Genomic DNA, 26036 nt, shown 5'->3' with positions numbered 1-26036 from the left:
GCTCTTTCGTGTCACCCGACCGGGTCGATGTTGAAGTTGTCCCGGAAGACGTTGTCCGGGTCGTACTGCTTCTTCAGGGCCCGGAGCCGGGTGAGCGACTTCTCCGGCCACGCTTCGTGCACACGTTCGGGGCTCAGGTCGGTCTCGAACGAGAGATAGAGGCCCCGGAAGTGGGACGCCATCGCCGCCCATTTTTCGTCCAGTTTGTCCTTTGAGGACCCGAAAGCGACGACTGAGAAGTTAGCCGATCGGTGCGAATAGGCCGTGGCGTTCTCCGGTACGTCGGCGACCGCCCCACCGACCGAGCGCACCTGGAAGAAGTAGACGGTTCCCGAGGCCAGCAGGTCGGCCACCGCCTCGCAGAAGCCGGGCGTGAGGTGGTCGATGAGACCCGATCGGGCCACCGGCTCGCCCTGGCCCTCGTGTGTCGCGTCCGGCACGTTCATGACCCCGGCGTACGGCACCAACTGCACCTGCTGGTCGAGCAGCGGGGCGATCCGCGCGATCGGCGTGAACCGCTCGATGATGGTCTCCGGCTTCACGGCGTCCACCACCCCGTACACCTGGGCCAGCGATTGTCCCCGGCGCGGCGGTCCCATGATGAGGTTGGTCGTGACGTCGCGCGGCGCGGCCTCCATCGCCTCGCCCCACGCCCGCAGCAGCCCGGCCGGGTCCGACGCCTCGAACACGAACTGGCCGAAGCCGACATCACCGATCTCGTCCACCTGGAACTCGAAGGCGGTCACGATGCCGAAGTTGGCTCCGGCACCGCGTACGGCCCAGAAAAGCTCCTGATTCTCCTCGTCGCTGACCCGGACCCGGCTGCCGTCGGCGAGCACCATCTCCGCCGCCCGCACATGATCGATGGTCAGGCCGTGCTCGCGGGCCAGCCAGCCGATGCCACCGGCCGTGGCCAGGCCGCCCACCCCCACGCCGCCGTAGTCGCCACTGCTCAGCGCCCACCCGTGCGGCGCCAGCACCGCGGCCACGTCCTTCCAGCGGGCGCCGGCCTCGACCCGCACCAGGCGATGCTCGGCCGACAGGACGGTGATGTCGCGCATCGACGACAGGTCGATCACGATGCCACCGTCGTTCGTGGACCGTCCGCTGATGCCGTGCCCGCCGCTGCGTACCGCCAAGGGCACGTCCTGGTCACGGGCGAACGCCAGCGCCTCGACGACCTGCCCGGCGTCGCGCGGCTGGATCACCAGACCCGGCGAGCCGCCGCGCATGTAGGTGGAGCGCACCTTGGCGTACCCGAAATCGCCGGGCTCGACGGCCGAGAGCGAAGGCGGGAGACCGTCGTAGTCGATGTCGTCACGCCGCTGCGCGAGCACCGCGGCGCTGCGGACCGGCCCGGTCGTCACGCCGCCCCGGGCGCGTTCCCGGCCGACCGCCTCGCGCACCGCCGGGATCACCTCGGTCGCGAAGCGCTGCATCTCCTGCGGGTCGTCAGTGCCGAGGATGAAGGTCGCGATGCCGTTGTCCAGCGCCATCGGCACGAGCTCGCCGATCCACTCCTCCGGCGACTTCCCCGGCCCGCCGATGTTGAGCAGCCGCCGGATCTCCCGCGGATCACGACCGGCGCTTGTGGCCGCCTCGTCGATCAGCTCATTGCCGCGGGCGAGATCACCCGGCTTGAGGTACGAGAGGGACGGCAGCCAGCCGTCGGCCTTGGCACCCACCAGGCGCAGCATCCGCGGTTTGTAGGCGCCCACCCAGATCGGCACCTCGTGCTCCGGCGCCGGCCCGCGCTTGGCCCCCGCCAGCTCGTAGTACGTACCGGCGTACCGCAAATGGTTGGTGTCGGCCTCGTTCCACAGCTCCCGGATGACGTCGATGGCCTCGCCGAGCTGCTCCACCGACTCGCCGGGCGACCGCCGGGGAAAGCCCATGGCCACCATCGCGTCCCAGAACGCTCCCGCGCCCAGGCCGAGGGCGAGCCGCCCGCCGGAGAGCAGGTCGAGGCTGGCGGCGGCGCGGGCCAGCACGGGCGCGGGCCGCATCGGCAGGTTGAGCACGTTGCCGGCCAGGTGGATGGTCTCCGTCTGAGCGGCCACCCAACTCAGCAGCGTCCACGTGTCCAGGAACGCCGGCTGGTACGGGTGGTCCTGGAACGTGACCAGGTCGAAGCCGAGCTGCTCACTGAGCTGCGCGCGAGCGACAGCGGCCCTGGGCGGATTGTTGACGGGCGTGATGAACGTCCCGAATTCGAGCGGGTGACCGTAATCCACATGTTGATCGTAGGTGTGCCGCGTGACGGAGCGTACGTTTTTGAGCACAGGGTGGTGGGTATCTATGCCGCCGTCCGGCATCCCCCCGCGGAGGTGGTCTGGCGTGCTCGACCCCACTGACAAGGCCGCCTTCGACGGCATGGTGACCCAGCTGCGCGAGGTCGACCCGCGCTTCTGCCGGCGCGTGGACCGGATGAGCCGGCCCAAGCGCCGGCTCAAGACGGCCCACGCGATTCTGTTGTGGACGGTGGCGCCGCTGTGCATCGTCTATGGCGGCTGGACCGGCCTGCTCCTGGCCGTCCTGGCCGTCGGCTACGGGACGTACCTGTTCAACCGGCGCAACGGCACCTCACCGGCGCCGATGTGGTGGACGGCGCCGCGGAAGCACGCTTAGCGCCACTTCTCCCCGGTAAGCCGCTCGTACACCTCGATGTACCTGTTACGGGTCGCTTCGACCACCTCGTCCGGAATTTCCGGACCGGGTTCGGTACGGTCCCAGTCCGTGTTGTGGGTGGCCCAGTCCCGCAGGAACTGCTTGTCGAGGTAGCGCTGCGTCCCACCCGGCTTCCACTCGTCGGCCGACCAGAACCGCGCGGCGTCCGGCGTGAGCAGTTCGTCGGCCAGCTTCAGCGACCCGTCCTTCGCGACCCCAAGCTCGATCTTGGTGTCCGCGATGATGATCCCCTTGGCCACGGCGATCTCCGACCCCCGCCGGTACACCTCGAGCGTGATCCGCTTGAGCTCGGCGGCCCGCTCGGCGCCAAGCTTCGCCTCGACATCGGCGTACGTCATGAACTCGTCGTGCCCCTGCCCCGGCGGCACCTTGGTGGTGGGCGTGTAGATGGGCTCGGGCAGCTGAGACCCCTCGATGAGCCCCGGCGGCAGCTCAACCCCGGAGACGGCGCCGTCCCGCTCGTACTCCTTGAGCCCCGACCCGGCGAGATAACCACGGGCGATGCACTCCACCATGACCATGTCGAGCCGCTCACACCGCACGGCCCGCCCGGCCCACTCAGCGGGCACATCGGTGGCGGAGATGATGTGGTTGGGCACGACATCAGCGAGCTGCTCAAACCACCAGAGCGACAGCTGGGTGAGGATCTTCCCCTTGTCCGGGATGGCGGTAGGCAGCACAACGTCGTAAATCGAGATCCGGTCCGACGCCACCAGGAGGATGTCCTCCCCATCGGCATAGATCTCCCGGATCTTCCCCGAGTGCAACAGCTCCACGTGCTCCCCTTAGCCAAGACGGTGTGCCCTGCTCACGCTATCCGACCCAGTGAGGCCCCGATTGGCGACTGGGCGTCGGTCCGTGATCGTGCAAACTGTCGCGGTGCCAGACAAGCTCCCCGCGGGACTGTACGAGACGGTAGTCACCGATTCCCTTCTGACCGCACTTCAGGACCTAGACCCTCAACTCGTCAAGACAAAGGGACTTCGGCCCGCCGATGCCTCCGACCGCATTGCGCAGTTGATCGCGCGCCAGGTCCTCCGCGCCCTCGACACGGTGGGCCAGGACGAGCGCGTCGCGGTCGGGGTCGAGGTGGCGCAGTTGCTCACCGACGCGCTGAACGGTCGGCTACCGAAGGCCAACGTGAAGGCCGATCGGGCGACGGCTCCGGGGCAGGTGCTCACTGCCGTCGCGGAGTGGCGGCCGGATCGCTCGGAGCATGTACCGGCGTCACCGCTGATTCCTCTCCTCGACACCACCCTGCTGACCAACTCGCGAGGCGAGCCGACAGTGGGCAGCCAGGTGCTGCGCGAAATCGAGTCGGCCGACGCCATCGACGTCGTGATGGCGTTCGTCCGCAAGAGCGGCATCCGGCCCCTGCTGCCGTCTCTGCGTCGGCACACCGAGCGTGGTCGTCGGCTGCGAGTCCTCACCACCACCTACACCGGGTCAACCGAGGCGGCGGCACTGGACGAACTCGCCGACCTCGGCGCCGACATTCGCATCTCGTACGACACGACCACCACCCGCTTGCACGCGAAGGCCTGGCTGTTCCACCGGGACAGTAGCTTCAGCACCGCTTATGTCGGCTCCTCCAACCTCACCCATTCCGCGCAGACCGCCGGCATGGAGTGGAACGTTCGGGTATCGGCCGCCCGCAACCTCGACGTGATCGACAAGATCAGGGCGGTCTTCGACAGCTACTGGGCGAGCGCGGACTTCATTCCGTACGCCAAAGAGCAGTTCCAACGGTCGCTCGACCGGATGCGCCAATCCGACAAGGGCGACCAGTTCACCCTCAGCCCGGTCGAGATTCGCCTCGAACCGTTCCAGGAGCGCCTGCTGGAACTCGTTGAGCTGTCCCGAACGAACGGGCACCACCGCAATCTGCTCGTCTCGGCCACCGGCACCGGCAAGACCGTGATGGCCGCGATCGACTACGCCCGGCTCCGCCCGCGGTTGCCTCGGGCTCGGCTTCTCTTCGTCGCCCACCGCCAGGAGATCCTGAGCAAGAGTCGCGCCACCTTCCGGCACGCGTTGCGCGATCACGCCTTCGGCGAGTTGTGGGTGGGCAACGACCGGCCGAGCGCCTTCGACCACGTCTTCGCCTCGATCCAGAACCTCACCGAGAAACGCCTGGAGGTACTGGCCGAGGATCACTTCGACGTGATCATCGTCGATGAGTTTCACCATGCGGCGGCGCCGTCGTATGCGGCTCTGCTCGACAAGCTCAAGCCGCGGGAGCTGCTCGGCCTGACCGCCACCCCGGAACGGACCGACGGCCTACCGATTCTGCACTGGTTCGGCGACCGGATCGCGGCCGAGTTGCGCCTGTGGGACGCCATCGAACAGCACCGGCTCGCGCCCTTCATGTATTACGGCATCCATGACGGCATCGATCTGACCGACGTCCCGTGGCGGCGAGGGCAGGGTTACGACACCGAAGCGCTCACCGAGAAGTACATCGCCAACGGCTCCTGGGCTCGCCTGGTCTTCCAGCAGCTCGTCGACCACGTTGATGACGTCGCCACGGTCCGTTGCCTGGGCTTCTGCGTCAGCGTCGCGCATGCCCAGCACATGGCCGCGCAGTTCAAGGAAATCGGCCTTCGGGCGGTGGCCGTTTCCGGGAACACGCCAGCCGACGAGAGGGCGAAGGCGCTCACCGACTTGGAAGCCGGCAAGATCCAGGTCGTCTTCTCGGTGGACCTCTTCAATGAGGGCGTCGACATCCCGCTGGTGGACACGCTGCTGATGCTGCGGCCCACCGACAGTGCCACCCTGTTCCTGCAACAGCTCGGCCGCGGACTGCGCCTCGCTCCGGGGAAGAACTTCTGCACGGTGCTCGACTTCGTGGGGCAACACCGACGCGAATTCCGCTTCGACCGACGCTATCGGGCCCTTCTCGGCGGCACTCGTCTGGATCTTGAGCACGCCATCGAAGAGGGCTTCCCTTTCCTACCGCCCGGCTGTCACATGGAACTCGACAAGGTCGCGCAGGACATCGTGCTGCGGAATGTTCGCGAGGCGGTGCCGTCCAAGTGGCCGGCCAAGGTACAAGAACTGCGGGCCCTGCACCACGCCGGCGGTGAGGTCTCGCTCGCGCGCTACCTGCGCGAAACGGGCCTCGAGTTGCAGGACGTCTATGCCAGCAACCACACCTGGTCCGAGATGCTGGAGAACGCGGGTCTTCCGGTCCAGCCGGCCGGACCGCACGAGCAGCCGCTGCGCCGAGCCATTGGCCGCATGCTGCACGTGGACGACCGCAAGCGGTTGGACGGCTACCTCCCGTTCCTGGAGGAACGGCCCGAGGTAAGCACGATGAGCACGGCGGAGCGTCGACTGCTGCGCATGCTCGTCGCGAACCTCAGCAACCAGGTGCTGACCAAACACCAGTCCATGCAAGAGGCCGTGAACCTGGTTTGGGACCATCCCCAGGTGCTGGCCGAGGCCCGGGAACTGATAACCACGTTGCACGACGCGCCGGCCCACCTGTCCTACGACGCCCTGCCCGAGGTTCCGCTCCAAGTTCATAGCCGCTACACGCGCATCGAGATGCTGGCGGCGGTGCGGGATGACGCCGTCGCCAAGACCCCGGAGTGGCGTGAAGGGGTCTATGACGCCGCGGCGATCGGCGCCGATCTGCTGGCCTTCACCCTCGACAAGACCAGCGGGGATTTCTCGCCCACCACGCGCTACCGCGATTACGCGATCAGCCCGGAATTGATCCACTGGGAAAGTCAGTCGCTGACGTCGGCGGACAGTCCGACCGGCCGCCGCTATCAGCGGCATGCCTCGATGGACCGGCACATCCTGCTTTTCGCCCGCGAGAACACCGACGAGCGTGCGTTCTGGTTCCTGGGCCCTGCCACTTACGTCAGTCATGAGGGCGAGCGTCCGATGGCGGTGACCTGGAAGCTGGACATTCCCCTCTCCGGCGACCTGTTCGCGGCCTTCGCCGCAGCTGTCGCATAACGCAAGCGCCGCCCGGTCTCAGTTGCTGACCGGGCGGCGTTCGGAAGTGCTTAGGCGGGCTGCTCCGCCGGGCGGCGGAAGAGGACCAGGGACGGGGACAGGGTGTAGCCCTTGACTCGGATCAGGGCTACCGCGCCGGCCACCGCCGCGACTGTGGTTACGGCGCCGGCCAGGAGCAGGGACTCTCGGGGGCCGATCGTGTCGCAGAGCCAGCCCACCGCCGGGGCGCCGACCATGCCCGAGAGCGAGGACACCAGGCCCAGGGTGGCCAGGACTCGGCCTCGCATGTCCTCTCGGGTGTCGAGCTGGACTCGGGTCGAGACGACCGTGTCGAAGATGACGGCGCCGGCGGCGATGGGGAGGATCAGGGCGGCGAAGCCGAGGACGTTCGGGGCCAGGCCGGAGCAGAACTGCAGGACGCTGATGAAGAAGCCGGTGGCCAGGAGGACCCGCAGGGTGGAGCGGCCACTGCCGGCCAGGAGCAGGCCGCCGGCCACGGCGCCTACCGCGAAAACGGTCGAAAGGAAGCCGTACGAGCCGGACGAGCCGGACAGCGGGCCGGCGACCATGGCGGCCATCGAGACCTGGTAGTTGCGGCCCAGGGAGCCCAGGATGAAGGACAGGGCCAGGACGATGAGCACGGCGGGCTGGGACAGGACGTAGCGGAAGCCGGCCAGGATGCCGCGCGCGGAGGCGGGGGCGACCGTCAAGGTGCGCATTTCGCCCGTACGCATCAGGCACAGCGCGCCGACGACCGCGAGGTACGACGCCGCGTTGATGGCGAACAGGGCCGACGGGCCGGTGATGCCGACCAGGACGCCGCCCAGGGCCATGCCGCCGATGCGGCCGGCCGAGCTGAGGACCGAGCCCAGGGCCAGGGCCGAGCCCAGCGACTCGGCGGGGACCAGGGCCGAGCCGAAGCGGCCCAGCATCGGGCCCTCGAAGGAGCTGATCACGCCGGAGAGCAGGGCCACGGCGTAGATGGTCCAGTTGGCGTGGCCGAAGAGCAGGGCCACGGCCAGGAGGGCTCGCACCATCTGAAACGCCATCAGGAACGGGCGGGCCGGCAGGCGGTCGGCCAGGGCGCCACCCCAGCTGCCCAGCAGCAACACGGGCAGGGCCTGCAGCATGACGACCAGGCCCATGGTGGCGGCCGAGCCGGTCGCGGACAGGATGAGCCAGTTCAGCCCGAGCACCTGCATCCACGTGCCGCCCACCGAGACCAGGTCGGCAGCGGCCCAGAGACGGTAATTGCGCACTCGCAGCAGCGCGAACATCGGAGCCAAAGCGGCGGCACCTCCACAGGAAAGCGGCGCCGTCCCTCGGCGCCGCCTGCCTGTTCGGGAAGTGACCCCGGACCGCTTCGGCCTAATCGAGCCGCACTACCAACACGCAACCAGCGGAGTTGTAAACCCGGAGACTTCAGAGGTACGCGGTCACGGCCACCGCCGAAACCTGTTAGAACCCGCCCCAGCGACGGGCAGCTGCAACGAAGGCTCCTCACCGGCCTCCGGCCGGTTCGTCACTCAGGGCGCAAGAACCGTCAAACGGTTCTTCGACACCGCAAAGACCCGCCCGTCCTTCACGATCTGAAACCCCTCCACGGTGCCGACCTGCGCCCCGGTCGCCGCGCTCAACACCGCCCCGCCGGTGTAGATCAGGCCGCCGGCCCGTACCGGCTGGCCGGCGACCGCGGGCAGCTGCCGCCACCACACCCGCCGGCCGGTGCTCATGTCAAGGGCTTCGACAGTGCGTTCGGCCGATCGGTACACGCGGCGGCCGTCGGTAGCGATCAGCGCGCTCTGCTTGCCCTCGGCCGTCCACAGCTGGGCGCCGTCGGAGGCGCGGACGGCCGTCAGCGCCGTACCGTCCGAAACGAGGAACCGGTCGGCCGCGGGGGTGGCGCTCTCGGCGTACCAAATGCGATTTTTGGTCCAGGACGCGACGCCCGAGGTGATCGTGACCGCCGTGGTCGTCTTGCCCTTGACCAGCAGCAAGCGGCCGTTCGCGGAGACCCCGGAGGCCTCGTAGAGGGCCTTGCGCCACACCTCACGGCCGTCCGTGGCGCGGTAGGCGACGGTCACCTGCTCGTCCGAGGGTGAACCGCCGGAGATCACGACCACGCCCTTGTCGACGACGAACGAGGCCACCGGCACCGGCGACGCGATCCGCCAGCGCACCCGCCCGGTCGCCACGTCGAGGCCCACGATCCGCCCGTTGGGGTCGCTCATCGACTGGCAGTCGCTGTTCGCGGCGACCAGCACGCCACCGGAGATCGCCATCGACGGGGTGCTCGAGTCATCCGGGTCGTCCCAGTCGAACCGCCAGGCGAGGCGCCCGGTCATCGCCCGATAGGACGAGATGCCCCTCTCGTCCGTGGCGATGACCGAGCCGTCGCCGCCGCCGCTGATCAGGGGCGCCGACGGGCCGCCGCACGCGCCCCCCTTCTCGCGCAGCGCGACCGACCACCGCGGGGCGAGCCCGCCGACGGTGCCGGCGTTGACGACGGATTCGCCCGGGTTGTAGAAGCTGTCCTCGGCGTCGTAGCCGGCGTGGTCCCAGCCGGCCGGGCCGGGCGCCGCAAGAGTCAGCGCCAGAAGCAAAGATGAACAAAAAGGACTAAACACCCAGACAACGTACGCGAAAAGGCGGCCCCGCCAGGCCGCCTTCCGGTTTCACGCTACTACCCGTTCATCAACTTGAGCATCTGCTGAATCTCGCCCTGCCGGGACTGCTTGACCCGCTCGCCGAACTTCTTGGCCTCGGCGTTCTGGCCGCCGGTGGCCTCGATCTTCGACATCTCCATCGCCTGGTGCTGATGAGCCAGGAAGAGGTTGAGGAACGCGGTGTCGAACTCGGACGCCTTCACCGTGCCCAGCGCCTTGATCTCCGCCGCACCCGTGCCGGGCAGGCCGCCGTGGTCGGCGTGCAAGCTGGCCGCGGTGTCGGCGGTGGTCTTGGCGCCCCAGCCGGCGAGCCACGACTGGATCATCGCGAGCTCGTCCTTCTCGGTGGCCTGGATGGCTTGGGCCAGCGTGCGCAGCTCGGGGTTCTGGGCCCGCTTGACGGCGGTCGAGGTCATCTCGAGCCCCTGCTTCTGGTGGTAGGCCAGCATCTGCAGGAACATCACATCGGTCTCGTTGTGCTCGTCGCCGGCCTTGATCTCGGCGACCGCCACGGCTTCACTCGTGGGCGCCGCCTTGCTTTCCGGCGCGGCCTTCTTGTCCGTTCCGCAGGCACCGAGCAGCAGCGGCGCGACCAGGGCGGCGACGATCAGGCGGCGCTTCACAGCGGGAGCCAGAGGGCGAGGGTGTAGATCGACGGCTCCCAGCTGACGATCGACGTGTGCGACTGGCGGGTCTGGTAGCGCGTGCCCTTGTAGGTCACGACGTCACCCGTCTTGTAGGACACGCCGGGGGCCCACGCGGCCCCGCCGGCCGCCGGCGGAGCGGTCGTAGCGGTCGCCGTGGGAGCGGTCGTTCCGGGAGCGGTCGTCGGTGCCTTGGTAGGCGTGGTCGCAGTAGGCGCAGTTGTCGGGGCGCTGGTGGTGGGCGCCGTTGTCGGTGCCGTCGTGGGCGTCGATGAGGACGACCCGCCGATGTTCAGGTCGACGCAGTTGTAGAAGGCGTTCGCGGTGTCGGCGATGTTCCACACGGCGAGGACCTTCTGCCGGCCCGGGAACTTGGACAGGTCGACGGTGTGATTGACGACCGCCGCCGGCTGCGCGCCGCCGTCGTCGAACGTGGCGACCTTCGTCCCGCCGATGAAGTAGTCCCAGGTCGAGGTCTTGTGGCGCGCCGTCAGGACCCAGCTGAAGTTGACCGAGGAGCCGACGGCCTTGGCCGGCCAGTTCCGTGACTCGTCGGACAGCACCGAGAACTGGGACACCCCGCCATCGCACGACTTCAAGCCCTTCGGTCCCTCGACGGACTGGGGCTCGAACTGGATCTGCCCGCAGTTCGACACCGCCCCCGACGCGCACAGCGCCTGACGGCTGGGCGGCGAGGACACGTATCCGTGGGCCAGGGCGGGCGAGGCGACCGTCAGAGTCGCACCCGCCGTCATACCGAGGGCCAGCAGTGGGTAGGCGATCTTCCTGCGCATGTCAGCTCTCTCCGTCGAGGTCGTCCCGGCATTTACCGGCGGAACGCTACGAGGAGCTGCCATAACGGAGCCTTAAAGGCACCGGAAAGGATCATGAAACCGACACCCCGGCATCTGAGGCGCAGGAATCGATGGACATCGACGGCTAGTCGGATCGAGGACAGAGTCGGGCGGATGACAGCACTACCGTGAGTACGCATCACATTCACGGAGAGGAATGATCGGTGTGCCAATCGCGGTGAGTCTCCAGGTTCCGTCCGTCCAAACGAATGCGATCAAGGACGGCGCGAAATACGGTGCGCCGATGACTACGAGCGCCAACTCCGTCATCGCCGCGATCGATGTCCGCCGTCCGGGCTTGAAACTCGCCAAGAAGCACTCGCTGATGTTCTTCGTCCAGGGCCACCACATCGCCCATTTCGACAGTCCGCTGTTCGACGAACCCATCACCGCCACCGACCGGGGTGTCTCAGTTCCCGATGCCGACGGCAGCCCGGCCGAGCAGCCGGACAGCGAGGGCCCGCTCAACACCATCGGCTACGTCATCGAGCGCTACAGCGCTCTGTCCCCGGCCGACCTTCGCACCCTCATCCAGTCATCGCAGCCGTGGCAGGCCGCGACCAAGCCGGGAGGCGGCGGGCGCATCGACCTGGACATCCTGCGTGACTGGTTCCGCCGCGACGACGAAACCAACGACCCCGACGACGAGCGGCCCAACCAGGCCGAACGTGCCCAGGCCAACGAACTCTGGAAGACCCACAAGGCGCAGCAAGCCTCCTGACCTGCGAGGGAGCGGTATGGCCGAACCATATGGCCCGTGGCGGCTCGACGACTTCGAATCGAAGTTTGACGAGTGGAGTCTGACCGTTCCGCTCCCCGGCAAGGTTTACGCCGACATCGAAAGGTGGATCACTACTCGCACTGACCGCCCACGAGGCGACGCCGTCTTGGTCGACGGTGAGGAAGACGTATGGCTGGCCCCAGTGGCCTACCTCCCCGATCTGGACAGCGGTCTGCAGCGGGTCGTACGCGCCTATCGAATCATCGAGGTCGAGCATCGGATCGTGTGCGAGCTATTCGCGGTCCTGCCGACTTCGATCGGCGCGGAGGCGGACATGTGAGCAGCCACTGGGAGTTGAAAGAGTTCAAGGTGCTGTTTCCTCGCTGGCGTGACCTCAGCCAACCGAAACCTCCCGCCCACGTGGTGAAGCGCGTCGACATCTGGTGGCGTGGCCTCGAGTTCTCCCCTGATCGCCCGCGCGCTGACCGGGTCAGCCCGGACAGAGACCACGTCGGCAACCTGTGGTGGACATGGGTTCCGAACGGCGACTGGACTGATGAACAGAAACGCCGGTTCCGGGTCGTCTGCTATCTGCGAGTCTTCGAGAAGGATGATCCGCGGCAGATCGTCTGCGAAAAGTTTGAGACATGCGAGGCCGTATCGCCGCCGGCAGGAACCGTCGCCTGAGCACAGCCGCTGGTCAGCGAGGTACCGCGTGCCACCGAAAGACACACCCGGAATTGCCGCTTAGGGGACGAGGCGCCGGCCCCGATCGGGCGCCTGGAGGAAGATACCGACCCGGGCGCCGCCGAGCGGGCTGCGGGAGACCACGAGCTGACCGCCGACCTCCTCGGCCGCCCGTCGCACGATGTCCAGGCCCAGCCCGGTCGAGCCGGCCCCGCTCACCCCGCGCTGCACCGACCGTGACGGGTTGGCGATGCCCGGGCCGGCGTCGTCGACCAGCAGCCCGGCCGCCGAGACGCTGACCCGGAAGGCGGTGCCGTCCGGGGTGTGCGAGAAGACGTTGCCGAGGATCGCGTCGACCACGCCGATCAGCTCGCTGCGCGGGATCGTCACCATGACCGGCTCGTCGCCGCCGACCACCTCCCACGGCCGCTCCTGGTCCTCGGCCAGCACCGACCAGAAGGCGAGCCGGTCGGCCAGCACCTCGACCAGGTCGGTCTGTTCGCGGCCGCGCGCCTCCACCCCGAGCCGAGCTCCCTTGATGATCGCCTCAAGCTCCTCGTCCAGCAGGTCGCAGGCCTGGCGCATGCGCTCGCCGATCGGGCCGGGCGGCATCGCTTCCGCGTCGAGGCGGAGCGCCGTCAACGGCGTACGCAATCGGTGTGAAAGATCCGCCGCCAGCTCGCGTTCCTTGTCCATGAGGCTGCGCAGGTCGTCGGCCATCGCGTTGAAGGCGGTGGCCGCCTCGCGCAGCTCCGGCGGACCGTCCGGCTCGACCCGGGTGCCGAGCTCGCCGCCACCGAGCCGCCGGGCCGAACCGGCCAGCTCCCGAGTCGCCCGCACCAGCCGGCTGCCGAGCCGGTCGGCCAGCAACGTCGAGCCCGCGACCAGCGCGATGGCCAGCCCGCCGAGCACGACCCAGGCCATCCAGACACCGCGGCGCATCTCGGAGTCGGGCACGTAGACCTCGACCACCACCGTGCGGCCGTCGGTGAGCACGGTCGGCTGGAGATAGGCCACGCCGTCCGGGGCCGGCGCGAGAACGGACTTCCGGTCCTGGGCGACGATCGAGATCTGCGCGTCCGACAGGTGGGAGAAGCCGATCGCCGCGACATCGGGCAGATGGACGGCCATCCGGCCGGCGCCGCCGGCCGTCGTGCTGGCCACCGCGTTGGTCAGCAACGTCGGGTCGGCGTCCACGCCGAGCACGGTGACCAGCGACGTCGCCTGCTGACGGGCGTCACTGACCGCCCGGTCGTGCGCGATCTGCTGAACGGCCACGGCCAGTGGCACGAGGAACGCCAGCGCGACCATCGAGGTGATGGCCAGGGCGAGCCGGTTGAGCGCCCACCTCATCGCGGATCGACCATCATCACGCCCACCCCGCGCACGGTGTGCAGGAAGCGCGGCTTGGCCGCGGTCTCGCCCAGCTTGCGGCGCAGCCAGGAGATGTGGACGTCGATCGTCTGCTCCTCGCCGATCCGGGCCTGGTTCCAGACCTCGTTCATCAGCTCCCGCCGGCTGATCACCTGCCCGACCCGCTCGGCCAGGTAGGCCAGCACGTCGAACTCGCGCCGGGTCAGCTGCAACGGCTGCCCGCCCAGCTCGGCCCGGCGCTGCCGCGGGTTGATCACCAGGTCGCCCACGGTGATCGCGCTCGGCTGCTCCTCGGCCTGGGTGCGGGCCCGGCGCAGCACGGCGGCGATCCGGGCCAGGATGTGGCCGCCCGAGAACGGCTTGGTCACGTAGTCGTCGGCGCCCGCGCTGAGCAGCTGGATGATGTCGGCCTCGGAGCGCCGGGCGGTCGCCACGATCACCGGCACGTCGGAGACCGACCGCATCATCCGCAACGCGTCGGTGCCGTCGATGTCGGGCAGGCCGAGATCGAGAATGACCAGGTCAGGACGCTCGTCGGTGACAATCTTGAGAGCCTCGGTGGCCCGCCCGACCGGCCGTACGACGTGCCCCGCATCGGTCAGGGCCCGGGACAGCGCGGCCGTGATGATGCGGTCGTCCTCGACCAGCAGGATCAGCGCCATGGCGTACACCATAGGGGCAGGTGCGATTATGGTCGCCGTGCGATCTTCGGAGTGGACACCGATCGTGGGCTGGCTCGCCGCCACCGCCACAAGCATCGTGCTGGCCTCGGTGGCCCTGCTCCCGGTCCTGCGGACCACGGCGCCCGAGGACAGCGCGCTGGCCGCCCTGCCCGCAGCCGACGCGAGCAGCTTCCCGGCGCCGCTGCCCAGCGTGACCACACCTTCGCCGGCCGCCCCGTCGGCGGTCTCTCCGAGCACGGCCACGACCACGACGACGACCCGGCCGCGCCCGACAAAAACGACGAAGCCGACGGCCAAGCCGACGACCACCCCGCCGAAGACGACTACCACCACGACGACGCCCTCGACCACGACGGAGGACGGCTGGACGGTGACGACCGGCGCCGACGGCGTACGAACGTACGTCCGCTCCTTCAAGGTCGAAGGCGGTCAGGCCGTCATCCGGATGACCTCCGACGGCGTCGTCTCGCTGGTGACCGCGACCCCGGCCGACGGCTGGGCCGTCCAGAAGGTCCAGGACTCACCGGGAAACCTGGCCGTCTACTTCAACGAGACGAACCACAGCTTCATCATCCACGCCACGTGGTGGGACGACCGCCCGTTCGTCGAGGTCAGCGAAATCGGGTCTTAGCAGGGCATTTGTTGATTACGTGATCGCGTCGAGGGTAAGTGGGCTCCGAGACTGAAGGGAGCTCACTGATGACGACGCATACCGAGCAACAGCCCACCGCGCAGCTGGTCAGCCAGCTGAGCGAACAGGTGTCGACGCTCGTTCGGGACGAGTTGACGCTCGCCCGGATGGAGATGGTGGAGAAGGGCAAACGGGCCGGCACGGGCGCGGGACTGCTCGGCGGGGCCGGAGTCATAGCGCTGTACGGGGTGGGTGCCCTGCTGGTGACCATCGGCGCGCTGTTGGCGCTGGTCATGCCGGTCTGGGCGGCGGCGCTGATCGTGACCGTGGTGCTGTTCGGGGCGGCCGGGGTGGCCGCGCTGATCGGCAAGAAGCAGGTGCAGCAGGCGCTGCCGCCGGAGCCGAAGGCGGCCATGGAGAGCGGCAAGCGCGACGTCGAGGCGGTCAAGGAAGCGATCCGGGAGGGGCGGCACGCATGAGCGACACCAGGTCACGTGACGAGGTGAAGCGGGAGATCGCCGAGACGCGGGCGGAGCTGGCCGAGACGGCGGCCGCCCTGGCCGCCAAGGCCGACGTCAAAGCGCAGGCCAAGCGGGTCGCCGCCGAGAAGACCGAGCAGGTGAAGCAGGCCGCGGTCCGCGCCAAGGAGGCCGCCGCGGCCAAGGCGGGCGACGTGAAGCAGGCCGCCACGGCGAAAGCCGACGACGTGAAGCAGGCCGCCGCGGCGAAAGCCGACGACGTGAAGCAGGCCGCCGCGGCGAAAGCCGACGACGTGAAGCAGGTAGCGGCGTCGACCGCCGGTGACGTGAAGGCCAAAGCGGCCGATGTGAAGGCCAAGGCCGCCGACGTCAAGCAGGCCGCCGCTGACAAGACACAGCAGGTCAAGAGCGCGGCGATCGAGAAGACGCAGGAGATCAAGGGTGGCGACGCCGGCGGGGAGGGGCATCCGAAGCATGCCGCTCCCGCGACCGGCGTCGCGCACATCAAACAAACCACGGCGGAGACCGCAGCCCGTGTCGCCGAGGCCGCCGCCGAGACTAAGGAACAACTCACCACCCGGGAGCCGGGCAGTCGCCCGATCCCGCGCGCGGTGATCGCCGGGGTGGCCCTGGCGATCGCGGCGGCGGCGGGCACGATCGTGCGAGCCCGCCGCCGCAAGTAACGGCTAGGGAACCGCGTCCTGGGGGAAGTGCTCGAGCAGAGCCTCCTCCAGGACGCCGTTCATCATCCGGGCGTACGTCCCGGTCAGATGGAATCGATTGCGATAAACCGTGACGTTTCCGATCACGGGGGTGCAGATCCTCGTGCAGAGCCAGGGCAGCACCGACACGTAGCCGGCGCCCGCCTCGCGCGCGGCCAGCGCCTCGGCCGCGTTCCAGACGCGGGCGGTCGCCGCCGTCCGGCTCGTGGCGCAGGCCGAGATGTCGGCGATGTTGGCGCTGAGGCACTCGGGGCCGCTCTGATCCAGTACGGGCGTGTCGCCGAGCACGACCACCTGGGCGGCCGACCGTCGCAGCGTGCGCAGGGTCGTGGCCAGGCCCGTCTGCCACTGTCCGGGCGTGACCAGCACGCCCCGGCCCCGCTTCTGCGAGAAGCTTCCGCTTGTCACGATCACCAGCTCCGGCCGTACCGAAGCAATCCTGGAAGCCACGAACGACCGGAACCGATCGCACTCGGCGAAAGGCCGGCTCTCCTGCTGGTTCCAGAAGGTGATGGCCGGGGCCGGACAGGCCGGCTTGCCGAACAGCTGAAGTCGCCAGTGCCGCCGTTCCGCGATTTCCGACAAGGCGGGCAGCCACATCCCGGCGTGCGAGTCGCCGTAGAGCACGACGTCGGTGGCGGCGGCCCGGTCACCGAACACGCACGGCTCGATCCGGTCCGCCGTGGGGCCGGCCTCGCACTTGTCATTGTCGAAGCCCAGGTCGGTCGGGGCCGTGGCCAGCGCCGGCGTGAGGTCGGCCGGCAGCGCGCGCAGGGCCGGCGCCTCGCGGACGGCGGCGAGCACGTGCGACAGCGCGATCCGCGGCGCGGGCGCCTTGGCCTGACGCGGGCGGGGCGGCGGCGCGCCCGTACACCCGGCCAGAAGCACCACGGCGAGGGCGAGGATCGGCAGACGGTCAGTCCTGGACATGCGGGGCCGGCGCTCCTAGTCGAGGTTGGTACTCGTCACCCCGCCCGGTGTCGGCGGCCGGCGACGTGGACGTCTTCCACCCCGCCACCGCGAGCGGCGCCGCGACCAGCAGGAGGGCCAGGGCCAGGCTGAGCAGGTGCGAGCGCTTGAGGCGCCGGCTGCGGCGGATCGGGTCTTCGACGCAGAAGTACGTGACCACGGCCAGCGCCACGCTGAGCAGCACGAGCACGGCCCGCGTGCGCGCGGGCAGCGGCTCGCCGGCAGCCTGCTCGGCGATGATCAGGACCGGCCAGTGCCACAGATAGAGCGAATACGACAGCCGCCCCAGGAACATCATCGGGCGGCCGCCGAGCAGCGCGTCCCCGCGACCCGCGAGGACGAGGACCGTCGCTCCCACCGGCAGCACCGCGGCGTACCCCGGGAAGGAAGTTCGCTCGTCGAAGGTCAGAGCGGCGATCACGATGAGCGCGACACCGACAGCGGCCATCGAACCGGCGATCCGGTACGGAATGTGGCGCAGGCGCGGCGCGGCCAGCCCGAGCAGGCAACCGGCGGCGAGTTCCCACAGGCGGGTCACCGGCGAAAAGAAGGCCCAAGGGCCGGACTGCCCGATTGAGTACGCGAGGGAGAGCACCGCCGCGCCGAGGAGCCAGTACGGAAGGGCCCACCGGAAGCCGAGCCAGAGCAGGAGTACGAGGGCCACCGGCCAGACCAGGTAGAACTGCTCCTCGACGGCCAGCGACCAGAAGTGCTGCACGGGAGACGGCGCGGACTGGGACGCGAGATAGTCGACGCCCCGGCTCGCGAAGCGGAAGTTCGAGGCGAAGAGGGCGGCCCAGGTGGCGTCCTCGGCGATCTCGTCGCCACGCAGGAAGCCGAGCCGGTGGTAGCCGGCGAGAACGACGGTGACCAGCACCAATCCGGCCGCCGGAAGCAGGCGCCGGCACCGCCGGGCGTAGAAGCCGACGAGCGAGATCCGCCCGGTCTCGGCGAGTTCACGCAGCATCAGCGAGGTGATCAGAAAACCGGAGATCACGAAGAAGACGTCGACACCGATGAAGCCACCACCGACGCCGGGCACGCCGGCGTGGAAGAGGACGACGAGGGCGACGGCGACCGCACGGAGGCCTTCGATGTCGGGCCGGAAAGACGTCGACCCGGCGGCCGCGGGGGCCGCCGGGTGGCTCACGCCGGTTCTGGTCTCCATCATCGGAGATGAGATTAGGGCGGCGAAACGGGCAAACAGCGCTTTTAATGACGAAACAGCTCGTTATGCGGAGCTTTCTCCGAACCGCCGACATTGCCGCCCCAGAGCTGCTACTAGGGTGTCGATCATGGCTGACGTCGAGGTGTTTCCGCTGGGTGAGGTGTCGGTGGCGCACGAGCCGGCCACCCCGGGCGAGGTGGTGGCGGGAAAGCCGACGCTGGGCACCACACCGATCACGACGCTCGGGGACACGGGCGTGGAGATCGGCATCTGGGAGATGAGCACGGGCGCGGTCCGCGACATCGAGGTGGACGAGGTGTTCGTCGTGCTCGAAGGGGCGGCGACGATCTCGGTCGAGGGGGCGGCGCCGGTCGCGGTCAAGCCCGGGGACCTGGTGCGGCTCAGCGCGGGCGCGGCAACAGTGTGGGAAGTGACGTCGCCACTGCGGAAGTTGTACGTCGCCTAGCTCGTGCCGCGACCCGGTGCGTCAGACGTAGGCGCAGCCGCTGGCGGGGGTGCCGGTCAGGGCGATCATGTCGTTCAGCTTGTCGCGGGCCTGGGTCAGTTCGGCGATCTGGGCGTCGATGCGGTCCCGTTCGGCGGCCAGGCGGGCTCGAGACTCCGGGGTGCTGACCTTGGCGTCTACGCACGGCAGCAGGTCGGCGATGGTTTTGCTGGTCAGGCCGGCCGAGTACAAATGCTGAATCAACTGGACGCGGTCGACCGCGGGCTCGGCGTAGTGCCGTTGGCCGCTCGGGCTTCGGCTGGACAGCAGCAGGCCCTGTTCCTCGTAGTAGCGCAGCGCGCGAACACTCACGCTCGCGCGCTGGGCAAGTTCACCGATTCGCACAGTGACTCCCATCGCCGCTCTTGCCTCTGACGTCAACGTCAGGTTCCAGCTCAACCATAGTAGGTAAACGGAGCAGTCGCCCTGGCCACGGGCGAACGTCGGTCTCGTCACGCAGGCACCGAAGCGAGGGACAAGCCGGACTCGTCGATCGCTTCGCGTCCGCGCCGCGGCGAGGTGGCGGGGGCGATCGTCACCGCGCTGTCGGCTTTGTCGGGGTTCGCTTCTGACGGGGCGGGCGCTTACGCGGCGCCGAGGCGCCGCATGGAACGTGACCAACGCCGCGCCTCGAAAATCACCGGCGGCTACGAAGCCCCGGAGGTCCCGCTGGTAACCGTCGTGCGAGCTGCGCTCGACGGTGTCGAGGAGAACCGGCTCGAGGTAGTCGTCGACGGCCGGCGCGCCCACCTCAAGGGCCGGCAAGGGAACGGACGGCCGGCCGACTGTCCATGCGAGACAGATAGCGCCGATCTGAGCATGGGCCTCTCCCATGTAACACACTGAAACAAATCGGGAAATGTTTCTGATACACGCAGTCAAGCGTGTCACTGTGATAGATGTCAATGTCTATGCTGCGGGTATGAGAGCGGGCCCGACCGTGCGGGACATCGCGGCCCACGCCGGTGTCTCCATCGCCACCGTCTCCCGGGTCCTCAACGACCAGGAGCATGTCGCGCCCGAGACCCGTGACCTCGTGCACCGGGCCGTCGAGCAGCTGGGCGGGCGTGGGCCGCGACGGCGTCCGGCCCGGGCCGGGGCCGTCTTCGTGCGCTGCCCCTACCTGCTCACCGACTACTTCGGACTCATCGTCTCCTCCATTGCCGAGACGCTCGATCTGCACGGTCGTCAGCTTGTGCTCAACGCCGGCGAGGCCGCCCAGCACAGTGAGGTTCTGCCCTCTCTCGCCGGTCGGCCCGGCGTCGGTGGCGCCATCGTCGTGCTGCCGCCGGAGCCCGGCGCGGAGCTGGTCGCCCTTCAGGCCGCCGGTTTCCCCTTTGTTGTCGTCGACCCGCGCGAGGCCGTTCCCCGCGACATCGCCGCCGTGTCGGCGGCCCACTTCGCCGGGGCCCGCAGCCTCACCGAACATCTGACCCGGCTCGGTCATCGCCGGATCGGCCTGCTCGCCGGTCCGGACAACTGGCTGGCCAGCAGCGCTCGGCGGGCCGGACACGTGTCCGCGCTGGCCGACGCCGGGGTGCTGCCCGACCCGGCTCTCGTCGTGCCCGGCGAGCCGACCGTCCAGTTCGGCTACGACGCCGCCCGTCATCTGCTCGACCGGCCCGATCGGCCCACCGCGCTGCTCGGCTTCAACGACAAGGTCGCCTCGGGAGCTCTCGCTGCTGCCGCCGGCTGCGGGCTCCGGGTCCCTGACGATCTGTCGATCGCCGGGTTCGACGACATCGACCTGGCTCAGGCCACCAGCCCGATGCTCACCACCGTGCGCCAGCCGCTGGCCGAGATGGGGCGGATCGCGGTCGGTCTTCTCGTACGGCTTCTCGACCGGCACCGGCTCGACGCGCTGCACGTCGAGCTGGCCACCGAGCTTGTCATTCGTGACTCGACCGGCCCGGTTCCCGCTGCTGCGGCGGGTCGCTGATCGCGCCCCACTGTGGAAGGGGCGGCGACGCCTCCAGGGCCCGGGGAGCCGGGACGACGGCCTCGGACGGCTCGGGCAACGGTTCCGCGGGCAGTGGTGTCATCGACACGCGGGGCAGCGTGACGATCGCCGGGTCGACCTCGACGGCCTGCACGACGGAGCCCGTTCCCTCGTTCTTGACGAGCACCATCGCGTACTCGGGAAGGTCCTGAAGCACGCGCGGCTCGATCGTGTACTCGTAGACCCTTTCGGCCGACGACGCGTCGTTCCAGTTCGTGCCCCGGGCGGTCGACTCGGTCTGGCTCCAGTTGCGGCTCTTGCTCCAGTTCGTGCTGCTGAAGCGGCGCAGGTGACGGCCGCCGAGGCGGGATCCGCGTTCGCCGCCCTTGCTCTCGCTTTCGCCGTACGTGTCGGCCAGGGTGTGGGTCTCCTCGCCGCCCAGCGAGCGGGTGAGCCGGCTCAGCACGAACTTGTGCCCGCGCCCGACGAACTCGGCCGCCTGCTGTGCCTCCTGGTGGTTGCCGAGGCGCATCAGCGCCACCTCGCCGCCGCCGATGGTGCGCAGCGAGTCGGCCCGCAGGTGGGCGAAGAACAGGACCAGCCGGATGCCGCGCCGCTCGCAGAGGGTGCTGAGCCGTTCCAGCGCCCGGTGGTGGATCTCGTCGGCGCCGAGCAGGATCAGCGAGCCGATCGGCGGCTCGGCGCGGCGCACCTGGCGGCCCAGCCACTGCACGGTCAGGTCTTTGAGCAGCTCGTTCTGGGCCTGGCCGCCCTCACCGCCGGCCACCAGGCAGGTGAGGTCGGCGACGCCCTCCGCGGCGCCGGCCGAGCCCATCTCCTCCAGGGGGTGCAGGAAGGCCTCGATCCGGCGGACGCGCGCCGGGTCGAACTGCAGGCTGAGCAACTGCTCGCGCTCCGACGGGGTGAGCAGAGGCGAGGCGGGCCGGCCGGCGAGCACGCGCAGCGCGGCCAGCAGGCGGCCCATGGTCAGCCGGGGCGCGAGGATGGTGCTGACCTCGGTCAGCAGCAGCGCGTCCTGCGAACGTTCGGCCCGGTTGCCCTCGGGCGCGTCGCCGTACATGGCCTCGACCAGGCCGTCGACCAGTTCGGCCGGGGTGAGGCCGGCGACCAGGTCGAACTCGGCCAGTTGCTCGGGCAGCACCAGCTCGCGTACCGAACGGTTGGTCGTCTCGGCCAGCCGGATCAGCTCGCCGCTGAGCGCCTCGCCGGTGAAGTCGGCCAGCACCATCCGGCCGCGGGTGGCCAGCAGCGACCCGCCGAAGACGGTGAGCACGGCCTCCCAGCCGTACATCGTGCCGCCGATGATGTCGACCCGGCGAGTGCCGGGTGACGGGCTGGCCGCCGACCATTCCGTACGGGCGTCGACCGCCTGCTGTTGCTGTTGGTCGTGCCACTGGCGGCGGCTGTCCCAGGCGGCGTGGTCACGCGCGTACTCGTCCTGGGCCTTCTGCCGTGCGGTCGCGACGGCCTTGCGGGCCCAGCCCGGCATGAGGGCGGCGATCACGGCCCCGGCGATGCCGGCCAGGAAGGCGAGACCGGCGAACAGGAACACCACGGTCCGGGCGCTGTCGCTGTCGTCGCGCGCGAGGACGCCGCCGCAGCAGCCGATCAGCACCGCGAGCAGGAGTCCGGCGCCGATCGAGATCAGGACCCGCCGGGTCGTGCCGCGTTCCGCGCGGGCCAGCCGCTCGCCCAGCTCGGGCGGCAGCGGCGCGGGCTGCGGCGGTGGCTCGGTGAAGCGGCGCCGGTAGAGGTTACGGTCGCTGAAGATCCACCCGAGACGCTCACCCTCGGTGGCCAGCCGGGGCAGCGGATCAACGTTCGTCATCTCACCATCCGCAGACGTGTGGTCGCTCGAATCAGTCAACCAGAGAAGAAGATGTACCCATGAAGTGGCTATTACTTCTCCTCCTCCTGATGATCGTTGCCGCCGTCGCCGCGCGGGTGCTGCTCAAACGGGCGGCCCAGGATTCCGGGCCGGCCATGCGACGGCGTTGCGTGCGGTGCCACGGCACCGGCTGGGTCGGCGGTGGTCCGCAACGGACGCTCGACTTCGACGGCCAGGGCTTCCGCGACGAGCACACCCCGGCGACCATGTGCGACGCCTGCGGCGGCACCGGTTTCGCCGGAAGTTGACGTACGCCGTAAGGCCGCACCCAGCAGGCCGAAACCCACCACCAGGACCGCCGGGCCGAGAACCCCCAACGGCCCGAGCGGAAGCGCGAAGAAGCCGGCGAACCCCGCCCCGACCAGCACCGGAACCCACCAGCGGACCAGACCGTCGCGCGCCGCGCCGACGGCGACCGCGATCAGCCCGAGCAGCGACAACACCATCCCGGGCAGCGCCCAGCCCAGCGTGAACAGTGGATAGCCGTCGGTCAGCGCCATGGCCCGCTCGGCGACCGGGTCGCCGAGCGCCTGCCGCGCCGCCAGGTCGGTGTAGTCGCCGAGCATCAGCGCGCTGAAATTGATCAGCGCGAGCACGGTGACGAAGGCCGCCGCCCGGGTGAACCGGGCGCCCCGCTCGGCCACCGCGATGACCGCCGGCACGAACAGCACCCACGCCAGATGCAGGAAGAACGCACTGGCCTGAGCCAGCGCCGGATGCTCGGCGAGGGCGTCGGCGGGCGGCACGGTCGCCATACCGACCGCGAACGACAGCGGGGCGGCGACCAGGCAGATCAGGCCGGCCCGGCGCGGGAACGACGTCTCGGAGCGCGCGAGCATCCGGCGGGCGGCCAGGCCGTACGCGACGACGAGCAGCACCGGGCCGGTCAGGCAGAGCGGCACCGGGGAGATCGCGAAGAGCAGGTAGAGCGCCGTGCCGGCCAGCGCCAGCCCCGCCGTCCACCAGTTGATCACCCGCGCCCGGGCCGCGGCCAGCGGCACCACGATCAGCGAGAGGGCCCAGCCCAGGATGCCGGGCACCTGCCAGCCCCACTGGGCCCAGGCGTAGGAGCCGATCCGGTCGTCGTAGGCGGCCAGTTGGGCGTCGGTCAGCCCGGGCTGCTGTTCCAAGGCGAGCAGCCCGACGTCGAAGGCCATCAGACCCGAGAACGTCACCAGGCCGAGCAGCGTGGCCACCCAGCCGATCGCGGCCAGCATCGAGCCGCGTCCCCTGATCCGCAGCAGCAGCCCGATGAACCCGACCGCCAGCAGCACCCACGCCCAGTGCAGCAGGACCGCGTGCCACAGGGTCGCGTCCGGGTGCTGCCGGTAGACGCCGTACTGCTCGTCCTCGCCGAGCGCCGGGTCGACACCGGTCGCCACCGCGAGCGCGACCGGTGCCAGCACCAGGCACGCCGCTGTCGCCTTACGCCACATCGCTTTCTCCCCCTCTGTCGTCTGCGGAGGGACGCTACGAACGGCGGGCCGCGCGGTAACCCGTACCCAGAAGGAACTCGGGTCCGCCGCGTGGGGGACGGGTTGTCATCCTCGCGGCGGGTTCGGCACCGGCCGTGGCGGCCGTAGCGTCGACGCATGATCCTGCGCCGGCTGCGGCCGATGGACGCCGTGGTGGCCGGCGGCTTCGTGGCGTTCGCCCTGGCCGAGGAGTACTTCATCCGGATGCCCGGATGGTGGTGGCCCTGGCTGCTGGGCCTGTTCGCGGTGCTGATTCTCGTACGCCGGCTGTTTCCCCTGCTGACGATGCTGCCGCACGTGGTCGGGCCGCTGCCGCTCTTCTACGAGCCGGCGACCATCGCGGGCGAGGCGACGGTCAACTTCCGGCTCTGGCAGCTGGTCGCCGAGATGATCGCCGCGTACACGGTGGGCCGCTGCGTGCCGCCGACCGGCCGCGACCGGCGCGGCCTGATCGGTGCCGGGCTCATGGCGGCGACGTTCGCCGTCTACCTCGTCTCCGACCCCGGCGACCCGATGGCCGCGATCTTCTTTCCCTTGGCGCCGTACGCCCTGGGGGTCGTCCTCGCGGTGCAGGCGCGCCGCACCGCCGACGCCGCGTCGGCCCGTGCGGCCGTCCGCGAACAGCTGGCCCGCGAGGCGGTCATGGAGGAACGGGTCCGCATCGCCCGGGAGCTGCACGACATGGTGGCCCACAGCGTGACGGTCATGGTGATCCAGGCCGGCGTGGTGCGGCGCCGCCTCGACGCCGGCCTACCGGTGGACCGGGAGCTGCTGCACACGATCGAGTCGTCCGGCCGGGACGCGGTCGGCGAGCTGCGCCGCACGCTGGGACTGTTGCGCGGCGAGGGCGCCGAGAACGCGGAGCCGCCGGCCGGCCTGGACCGGCTCGACGAGCTGGTCGCACAGGTGCGCGAGGCGGGCCTGACGGTGACGGTGAGACGGGAGGGGGAACCGGTGCCGATCCCGCCGGCGATCGACATGTCGGCCTACCGGATCGTGCAGGAGGCGCTGACCAACGTGCTGCGCCACGCGGGCCCGTCGCCGGTGACCGTGACCGTCTCCTTCCACCCGGACGGCCTGCACCTCGCCATCGTCGACGACGGCACCCGGGTCGCGCCGGCCGCGGCGGGGCACGGCCTGATCGGCATGCGGGAACGGGCCGCGCTGTTCGGCGGGGAGCTGAGCGCCGGGCCGCGGACGGCGGGTGGGTTCGCGGTGACCTGCCGGCTTCCGCTGCCGGTGGTGGCCCGGCGATGAGCATCACCGTGGTGATCGCCGACGACCAGCGGATGGTCCGGGCCGGGCTGCGCATGGTGATCGAGACCGAGCCGGACATGACAGTGGTGGGTGAGGCGGGCGACGGGGCCGAGGCGGTCGCGCTGGCCCGGCGGATCCGGCCCGACGTCGTCCTCATGGACATCGCCATGCCCCGGCAGGACGGGCTCGCCGCGACAAGCACACTGCTCGCGGCGCCCCAGCCGCCTCGGGTGATCATGTTGACGACGTTCGACACCGACGAGAACCTCTACCGGGCGCTGCGGGCCGGTGCGAGCGGCTTCCTGCTCAAGGTCTCCTCCCCCGAGCATCTGATCACGGCGATCCGGGTCGTCGCGGGCGGCGAGGCCCTGCTCGACCCGGCGGTCACCACCCGGGTCATCTCGGCCTTCGCCGCGCAGCCGGGGCCGCGGGCGCCGGCCCAGCTCGACGGGCTCACGCCCCGCGAGGCCGAGGTGCTGCGGCTGGTGGCCCGGGGCCACTCGAACGCCGAGATCGCGGCCGCGCTCGCGGTCGGCGAGGCGACCGTGAAGACGCACGTGGCCCGGGTGCTGATGAAGCTCGGGCTGCGCGACCGCGTCCAGGCCGTCGTCTTCGCCTACGAGTCCGGGATCGTCCGGGCCGGCGGCCACGGCTGAGAACAATCCTCAGACCGGCCGGCCGGCGGCCGATCATCAC

General features: G+C 69.9%; 26 protein-coding genes. 13 read left to right on the top strand and 13 right to left on the bottom strand.

Going from position 1 to position 26036, the window contains the following annotated elements; translation table 11 throughout:
• Positions 1-11 precede the first annotated feature (11 nt).
• Positions 12-2234, bottom strand: coding sequence for an LLM class flavin-dependent oxidoreductase (locus tag ACGFJ7_RS37630; protein ID WP_360247428.1), 2223 nt, complete (start codon positions 2232-2234; stop codon positions 12-14).
• A 103-nt stretch (positions 2235-2337) separates the two neighbouring features.
• Here ACGFJ7_RS37630 and ACGFJ7_RS37625 point away from each other — a divergent pair, with 103 nt between their 5' ends.
• Positions 2338-2628: a DUF3040 domain-containing protein gene (locus tag ACGFJ7_RS37625; RefSeq protein WP_392646742.1), complete on the top strand. Its 291-nt coding sequence runs from the start codon at positions 2338-2340 to the stop codon at positions 2626-2628.
• Here the strand turns inward: ACGFJ7_RS37625 and ACGFJ7_RS37620 are convergent.
• Positions 2625-3464, bottom strand: a complete 840-nt coding sequence (locus tag ACGFJ7_RS37620) for a phosphoribosylaminoimidazolesuccinocarboxamide synthase (protein ID WP_392646741.1) — start codon at positions 3462-3464, stop codon at positions 2625-2627. The genes ACGFJ7_RS37625 and ACGFJ7_RS37620 overlap by 4 nt on opposite strands.
• Before the next feature lie 103 nt (positions 3465-3567).
• Here ACGFJ7_RS37620 and ACGFJ7_RS37615 point away from each other — a divergent pair, with 103 nt between their 5' ends.
• Positions 3568-6657 carry a DUF3427 domain-containing protein gene (locus ACGFJ7_RS37615; RefSeq protein ID WP_392646740.1) on the top strand — a complete coding sequence of 1030 codons (3090 nt, stop codon included), beginning with the start codon at positions 3568-3570 and terminating at the stop codon, positions 6655-6657.
• Between the two features lie 50 nt (positions 6658-6707).
• On the opposite strand, the gene ACGFJ7_RS37610 is transcribed toward ACGFJ7_RS37615, so the two are convergent.
• The 4 genes from ACGFJ7_RS37610 to ACGFJ7_RS37595 all read right to left on the bottom strand — a co-directional run bounded on the left by ACGFJ7_RS37610 (position 6708) and on the right by ACGFJ7_RS37595 (position 10761).
• Positions 6708-7934 (bottom strand): MFS transporter, encoded by a 1227-nt coding sequence (locus ACGFJ7_RS37610; RefSeq protein ID WP_392646799.1) that lies wholly within the window; start codon positions 7932-7934, stop codon positions 6708-6710.
• Positions 7935-8183: 249 nt separating this feature from the next.
• On the bottom strand, positions 8184-9260 hold the full coding sequence (locus tag ACGFJ7_RS37605; protein ID WP_392646738.1) for a PQQ-binding-like beta-propeller repeat protein: 1077 nt from the start codon (positions 9258-9260) through the stop codon (positions 8184-8186).
• Positions 9261-9340: 80 nt separating this feature from the next.
• Positions 9341-9946 (bottom strand): DUF305 domain-containing protein, encoded by a 606-nt coding sequence (locus ACGFJ7_RS37600; RefSeq protein ID WP_360247438.1) that lies wholly within the window; start codon positions 9944-9946, stop codon positions 9341-9343.
• On the bottom strand, positions 9943-10761 hold the full coding sequence (locus tag ACGFJ7_RS37595) for a lytic polysaccharide monooxygenase (protein ID WP_360247439.1): 819 nt from the start codon (positions 10759-10761) through the stop codon (positions 9943-9945). Before ACGFJ7_RS37595 ends, ACGFJ7_RS37600 begins: the two co-directional genes overlap by 4 nt.
• A 226-nt stretch (positions 10762-10987) precedes the next feature.
• On the opposite strand from ACGFJ7_RS37595, the gene ACGFJ7_RS37590 reads away from it, so the two are divergent.
• The 3 genes from ACGFJ7_RS37590 to ACGFJ7_RS37580 are packed head-to-tail and all read left to right on the top strand — an operon-like array spanning position 10988 to position 12229.
• A complete protein-coding gene (locus ACGFJ7_RS37590; RefSeq protein WP_360247441.1) occupies positions 10988-11542 on the top strand; it encodes a hypothetical protein in 555 nt (184 codons plus the stop codon).
• Between the two features lie 16 nt (positions 11543-11558).
• Complete coding sequence (locus ACGFJ7_RS37585; RefSeq protein WP_392646735.1) at positions 11559-11882, top strand: hypothetical protein; 324 nt, start codon at positions 11559-11561, stop codon at positions 11880-11882.
• On the top strand, positions 11879-12229 hold the full coding sequence (locus ACGFJ7_RS37580) for a hypothetical protein (protein WP_360247445.1): 351 nt from the start codon (positions 11879-11881) through the stop codon (positions 12227-12229). Before ACGFJ7_RS37585 ends, ACGFJ7_RS37580 begins: the two co-directional genes overlap by 4 nt.
• A 60-nt stretch (positions 12230-12289) precedes the next feature.
• On the opposite strand, the gene ACGFJ7_RS37575 is transcribed toward ACGFJ7_RS37580, so the two are convergent.
• Together ACGFJ7_RS37575 and ACGFJ7_RS37570 are read right to left on the bottom strand one after the other, a co-directional pair.
• On the bottom strand, positions 12290-13582 hold the full coding sequence (locus tag ACGFJ7_RS37575) for a HAMP domain-containing sensor histidine kinase (RefSeq protein ID WP_360247447.1): 1293 nt from the start codon (positions 13580-13582) through the stop codon (positions 12290-12292).
• On the bottom strand, positions 13579-14265 hold the full coding sequence (locus tag ACGFJ7_RS37570) for a response regulator transcription factor (protein WP_392646733.1): 687 nt from the start codon (positions 14263-14265) through the stop codon (positions 13579-13581). Before ACGFJ7_RS37570 ends, ACGFJ7_RS37575 begins: the two co-directional genes overlap by 4 nt.
• A gap of 28 nt (positions 14266-14293) precedes the next feature.
• Here ACGFJ7_RS37570 and ACGFJ7_RS37565 point away from each other — a divergent pair, with 28 nt between their 5' ends.
• The 3 genes from ACGFJ7_RS37565 (at position 14294) to ACGFJ7_RS37555 (ending at position 16079) form a co-directional block, all read left to right on the top strand.
• Positions 14294-14917 carry a DNA mismatch repair protein MutL gene (locus ACGFJ7_RS37565; protein ID WP_392646731.1) on the top strand — a complete coding sequence of 208 codons (624 nt, stop codon included), beginning with the start codon at positions 14294-14296 and terminating at the stop codon, positions 14915-14917.
• A 68-nt stretch (positions 14918-14985) separates the two neighbouring features.
• Positions 14986-15396: a phage holin family protein gene (locus ACGFJ7_RS37560; RefSeq protein ID WP_360247453.1), complete on the top strand. Its 411-nt coding sequence runs from the start codon at positions 14986-14988 to the stop codon at positions 15394-15396.
• Complete coding sequence (locus ACGFJ7_RS37555; protein ID WP_392646728.1) at positions 15393-16079, top strand: DUF3618 domain-containing protein; 687 nt, start codon at positions 15393-15395, stop codon at positions 16077-16079. The genes ACGFJ7_RS37560 and ACGFJ7_RS37555 overlap by 4 nt, the downstream gene beginning before the upstream one ends.
• Before the next feature lie 3 nt (positions 16080-16082).
• On the opposite strand, the gene ACGFJ7_RS37550 is transcribed toward ACGFJ7_RS37555, so the two are convergent.
• Both ACGFJ7_RS37550 and ACGFJ7_RS37545 read right to left on the bottom strand, forming a co-directional pair.
• Positions 16083-17048, bottom strand: coding sequence for an SGNH hydrolase domain-containing protein (locus ACGFJ7_RS37550; RefSeq protein ID WP_392646726.1), 966 nt, complete (start codon positions 17046-17048; stop codon positions 16083-16085).
• Entirely contained in the window at positions 17035-18258 is a 1224-nt protein-coding gene (locus tag ACGFJ7_RS37545; protein ID WP_392646724.1) for an acyltransferase family protein, read from the bottom strand. Before ACGFJ7_RS37545 ends, ACGFJ7_RS37550 begins: the two co-directional genes overlap by 14 nt.
• 124 nt (positions 18259-18382) lie before the next feature.
• Between ACGFJ7_RS37545 and ACGFJ7_RS37540 the strand changes: the two genes are divergently transcribed.
• Positions 18383-18721 carry a cupin domain-containing protein gene (locus ACGFJ7_RS37540; protein ID WP_392646723.1) on the top strand — a complete coding sequence of 113 codons (339 nt, stop codon included), beginning with the start codon at positions 18383-18385 and terminating at the stop codon, positions 18719-18721.
• Positions 18722-18742: 21 nt separating this feature from the next.
• On the opposite strand, the gene ACGFJ7_RS37535 is transcribed toward ACGFJ7_RS37540, so the two are convergent.
• Positions 18743-19105, bottom strand: a complete 363-nt coding sequence (locus ACGFJ7_RS37535) for a MerR family transcriptional regulator (RefSeq protein ID WP_360247463.1) — start codon at positions 19103-19105, stop codon at positions 18743-18745.
• A 261-nt stretch (positions 19106-19366) separates the two neighbouring features.
• Here ACGFJ7_RS37535 and ACGFJ7_RS37530 point away from each other — a divergent pair, with 261 nt between their 5' ends.
• Together ACGFJ7_RS37530 and ACGFJ7_RS37525 are read left to right on the top strand one after the other, a co-directional pair.
• Entirely contained in the window at positions 19367-19606 is a 240-nt protein-coding gene (locus tag ACGFJ7_RS37530) for a hypothetical protein (protein WP_360247465.1), read from the top strand.
• A 76-nt stretch (positions 19607-19682) separates the two neighbouring features.
• Positions 19683-20699 (top strand): substrate-binding domain-containing protein, encoded by a 1017-nt coding sequence (locus ACGFJ7_RS37525; RefSeq protein WP_360247467.1) that lies wholly within the window; start codon positions 19683-19685, stop codon positions 20697-20699.
• On the opposite strand, the gene ACGFJ7_RS37520 is transcribed toward ACGFJ7_RS37525, so the two are convergent.
• Positions 20650-22548, bottom strand: a complete 1899-nt coding sequence (locus ACGFJ7_RS37520) for a hypothetical protein (RefSeq protein ID WP_392646720.1) — start codon at positions 22546-22548, stop codon at positions 20650-20652. The genes ACGFJ7_RS37525 and ACGFJ7_RS37520 overlap by 50 nt on opposite strands.
• Before the next feature lie 71 nt (positions 22549-22619).
• A complete protein-coding gene (locus tag ACGFJ7_RS37515; protein ID WP_392646719.1) occupies positions 22620-24044 on the bottom strand; it encodes a hypothetical protein in 1425 nt (474 codons plus the stop codon).
• A 156-nt stretch (positions 24045-24200) separates the two neighbouring features.
• On the opposite strand from ACGFJ7_RS37515, the gene ACGFJ7_RS37510 reads away from it, so the two are divergent.
• Both ACGFJ7_RS37510 and ACGFJ7_RS37505 read left to right on the top strand, forming a co-directional pair.
• Entirely contained in the window at positions 24201-25340 is a 1140-nt protein-coding gene (locus ACGFJ7_RS37510) for a sensor histidine kinase (protein ID WP_392646717.1), read from the top strand.
• Positions 25337-25996, top strand: a complete 660-nt coding sequence (locus ACGFJ7_RS37505; protein WP_360247475.1) for a response regulator transcription factor — start codon at positions 25337-25339, stop codon at positions 25994-25996. The genes ACGFJ7_RS37510 and ACGFJ7_RS37505 overlap by 4 nt, the downstream gene beginning before the upstream one ends.
• Positions 25997-26036 lie beyond the last annotated feature (40 nt).

This window comes from Actinoplanes sp. NPDC048988 (genome assembly GCF_043197815.1).
In the GTDB taxonomy this organism is placed as follows: Bacteria; Actinomycetota; Actinomycetes; order Mycobacteriales; family Micromonosporaceae; genus Actinoplanes.
Note: the sequence above shows the minus strand (reverse complement) of the source record. Positions and strands in the feature narration are given on the sequence as shown.

Coding starts and splice junctions, on each gene's coding strand:
- ACGFJ7_RS37575 (WP_360247447.1), bottom strand. CDS start 13,582: ATGAGGTGGGCGCTCAACCGGCTCGCCCTGGCCATCACCTCGATGGTC.
- ACGFJ7_RS37510 (WP_392646717.1), top strand. CDS start 24,201: ATGATCCTGCGCCGGCTGCGGCCGATGGACGCCGTGGTGGCCGGCGGC.
- ACGFJ7_RS37585 (WP_392646735.1), top strand. CDS start 11,559: ATGGCCGAACCATATGGCCCGTGGCGGCTCGACGACTTCGAATCGAAG.
- ACGFJ7_RS37555 (WP_392646728.1), top strand. CDS start 15,393: ATGAGCGACACCAGGTCACGTGACGAGGTGAAGCGGGAGATCGCCGAG.
- ACGFJ7_RS37540 (WP_392646723.1), top strand. CDS start 18,383: ATGGCTGACGTCGAGGTGTTTCCGCTGGGTGAGGTGTCGGTGGCGCAC.
- ACGFJ7_RS37570 (WP_392646733.1), bottom strand. CDS start 14,265: ATGGCGCTGATCCTGCTGGTCGAGGACGACCGCATCATCACGGCCGCG.
- ACGFJ7_RS37520 (WP_392646720.1), bottom strand. CDS start 22,548: ATGACGAACGTTGATCCGCTGCCCCGGCTGGCCACCGAGGGTGAGCGT.
- ACGFJ7_RS37550 (WP_392646726.1), bottom strand. CDS start 17,048: ATGTCCAGGACTGACCGTCTGCCGATCCTCGCCCTCGCCGTGGTGCTT.
- ACGFJ7_RS37610 (WP_392646799.1), bottom strand. CDS start 7,934: ATGTTCGCGCTGCTGCGAGTGCGCAATTACCGTCTCTGGGCCGCTGCC.
- ACGFJ7_RS37525 (WP_360247467.1), top strand. CDS start 19,683: ATGAGAGCGGGCCCGACCGTGCGGGACATCGCGGCCCACGCCGGTGTC.
- ACGFJ7_RS37515 (WP_392646719.1), bottom strand. CDS start 24,044: ATGTGGCGTAAGGCGACAGCGGCGTGCCTGGTGCTGGCACCGGTCGCG.
- ACGFJ7_RS37505 (WP_360247475.1), top strand. CDS start 25,337: ATGAGCATCACCGTGGTGATCGCCGACGACCAGCGGATGGTCCGGGCC.
- ACGFJ7_RS37565 (WP_392646731.1), top strand. CDS start 14,294: ATGGTCGCCGTGCGATCTTCGGAGTGGACACCGATCGTGGGCTGGCTC.
- ACGFJ7_RS37530 (WP_360247465.1), top strand. CDS start 19,367: ATGGAACGTGACCAACGCCGCGCCTCGAAAATCACCGGCGGCTACGAA.
- ACGFJ7_RS37560 (WP_360247453.1), top strand. CDS start 14,986: ATGACGACGCATACCGAGCAACAGCCCACCGCGCAGCTGGTCAGCCAG.
- ACGFJ7_RS37595 (WP_360247439.1), bottom strand. CDS start 10,761: ATGCGCAGGAAGATCGCCTACCCACTGCTGGCCCTCGGTATGACGGCG.
- ACGFJ7_RS37545 (WP_392646724.1), bottom strand. CDS start 18,258: ATGATGGAGACCAGAACCGGCGTGAGCCACCCGGCGGCCCCCGCGGCC.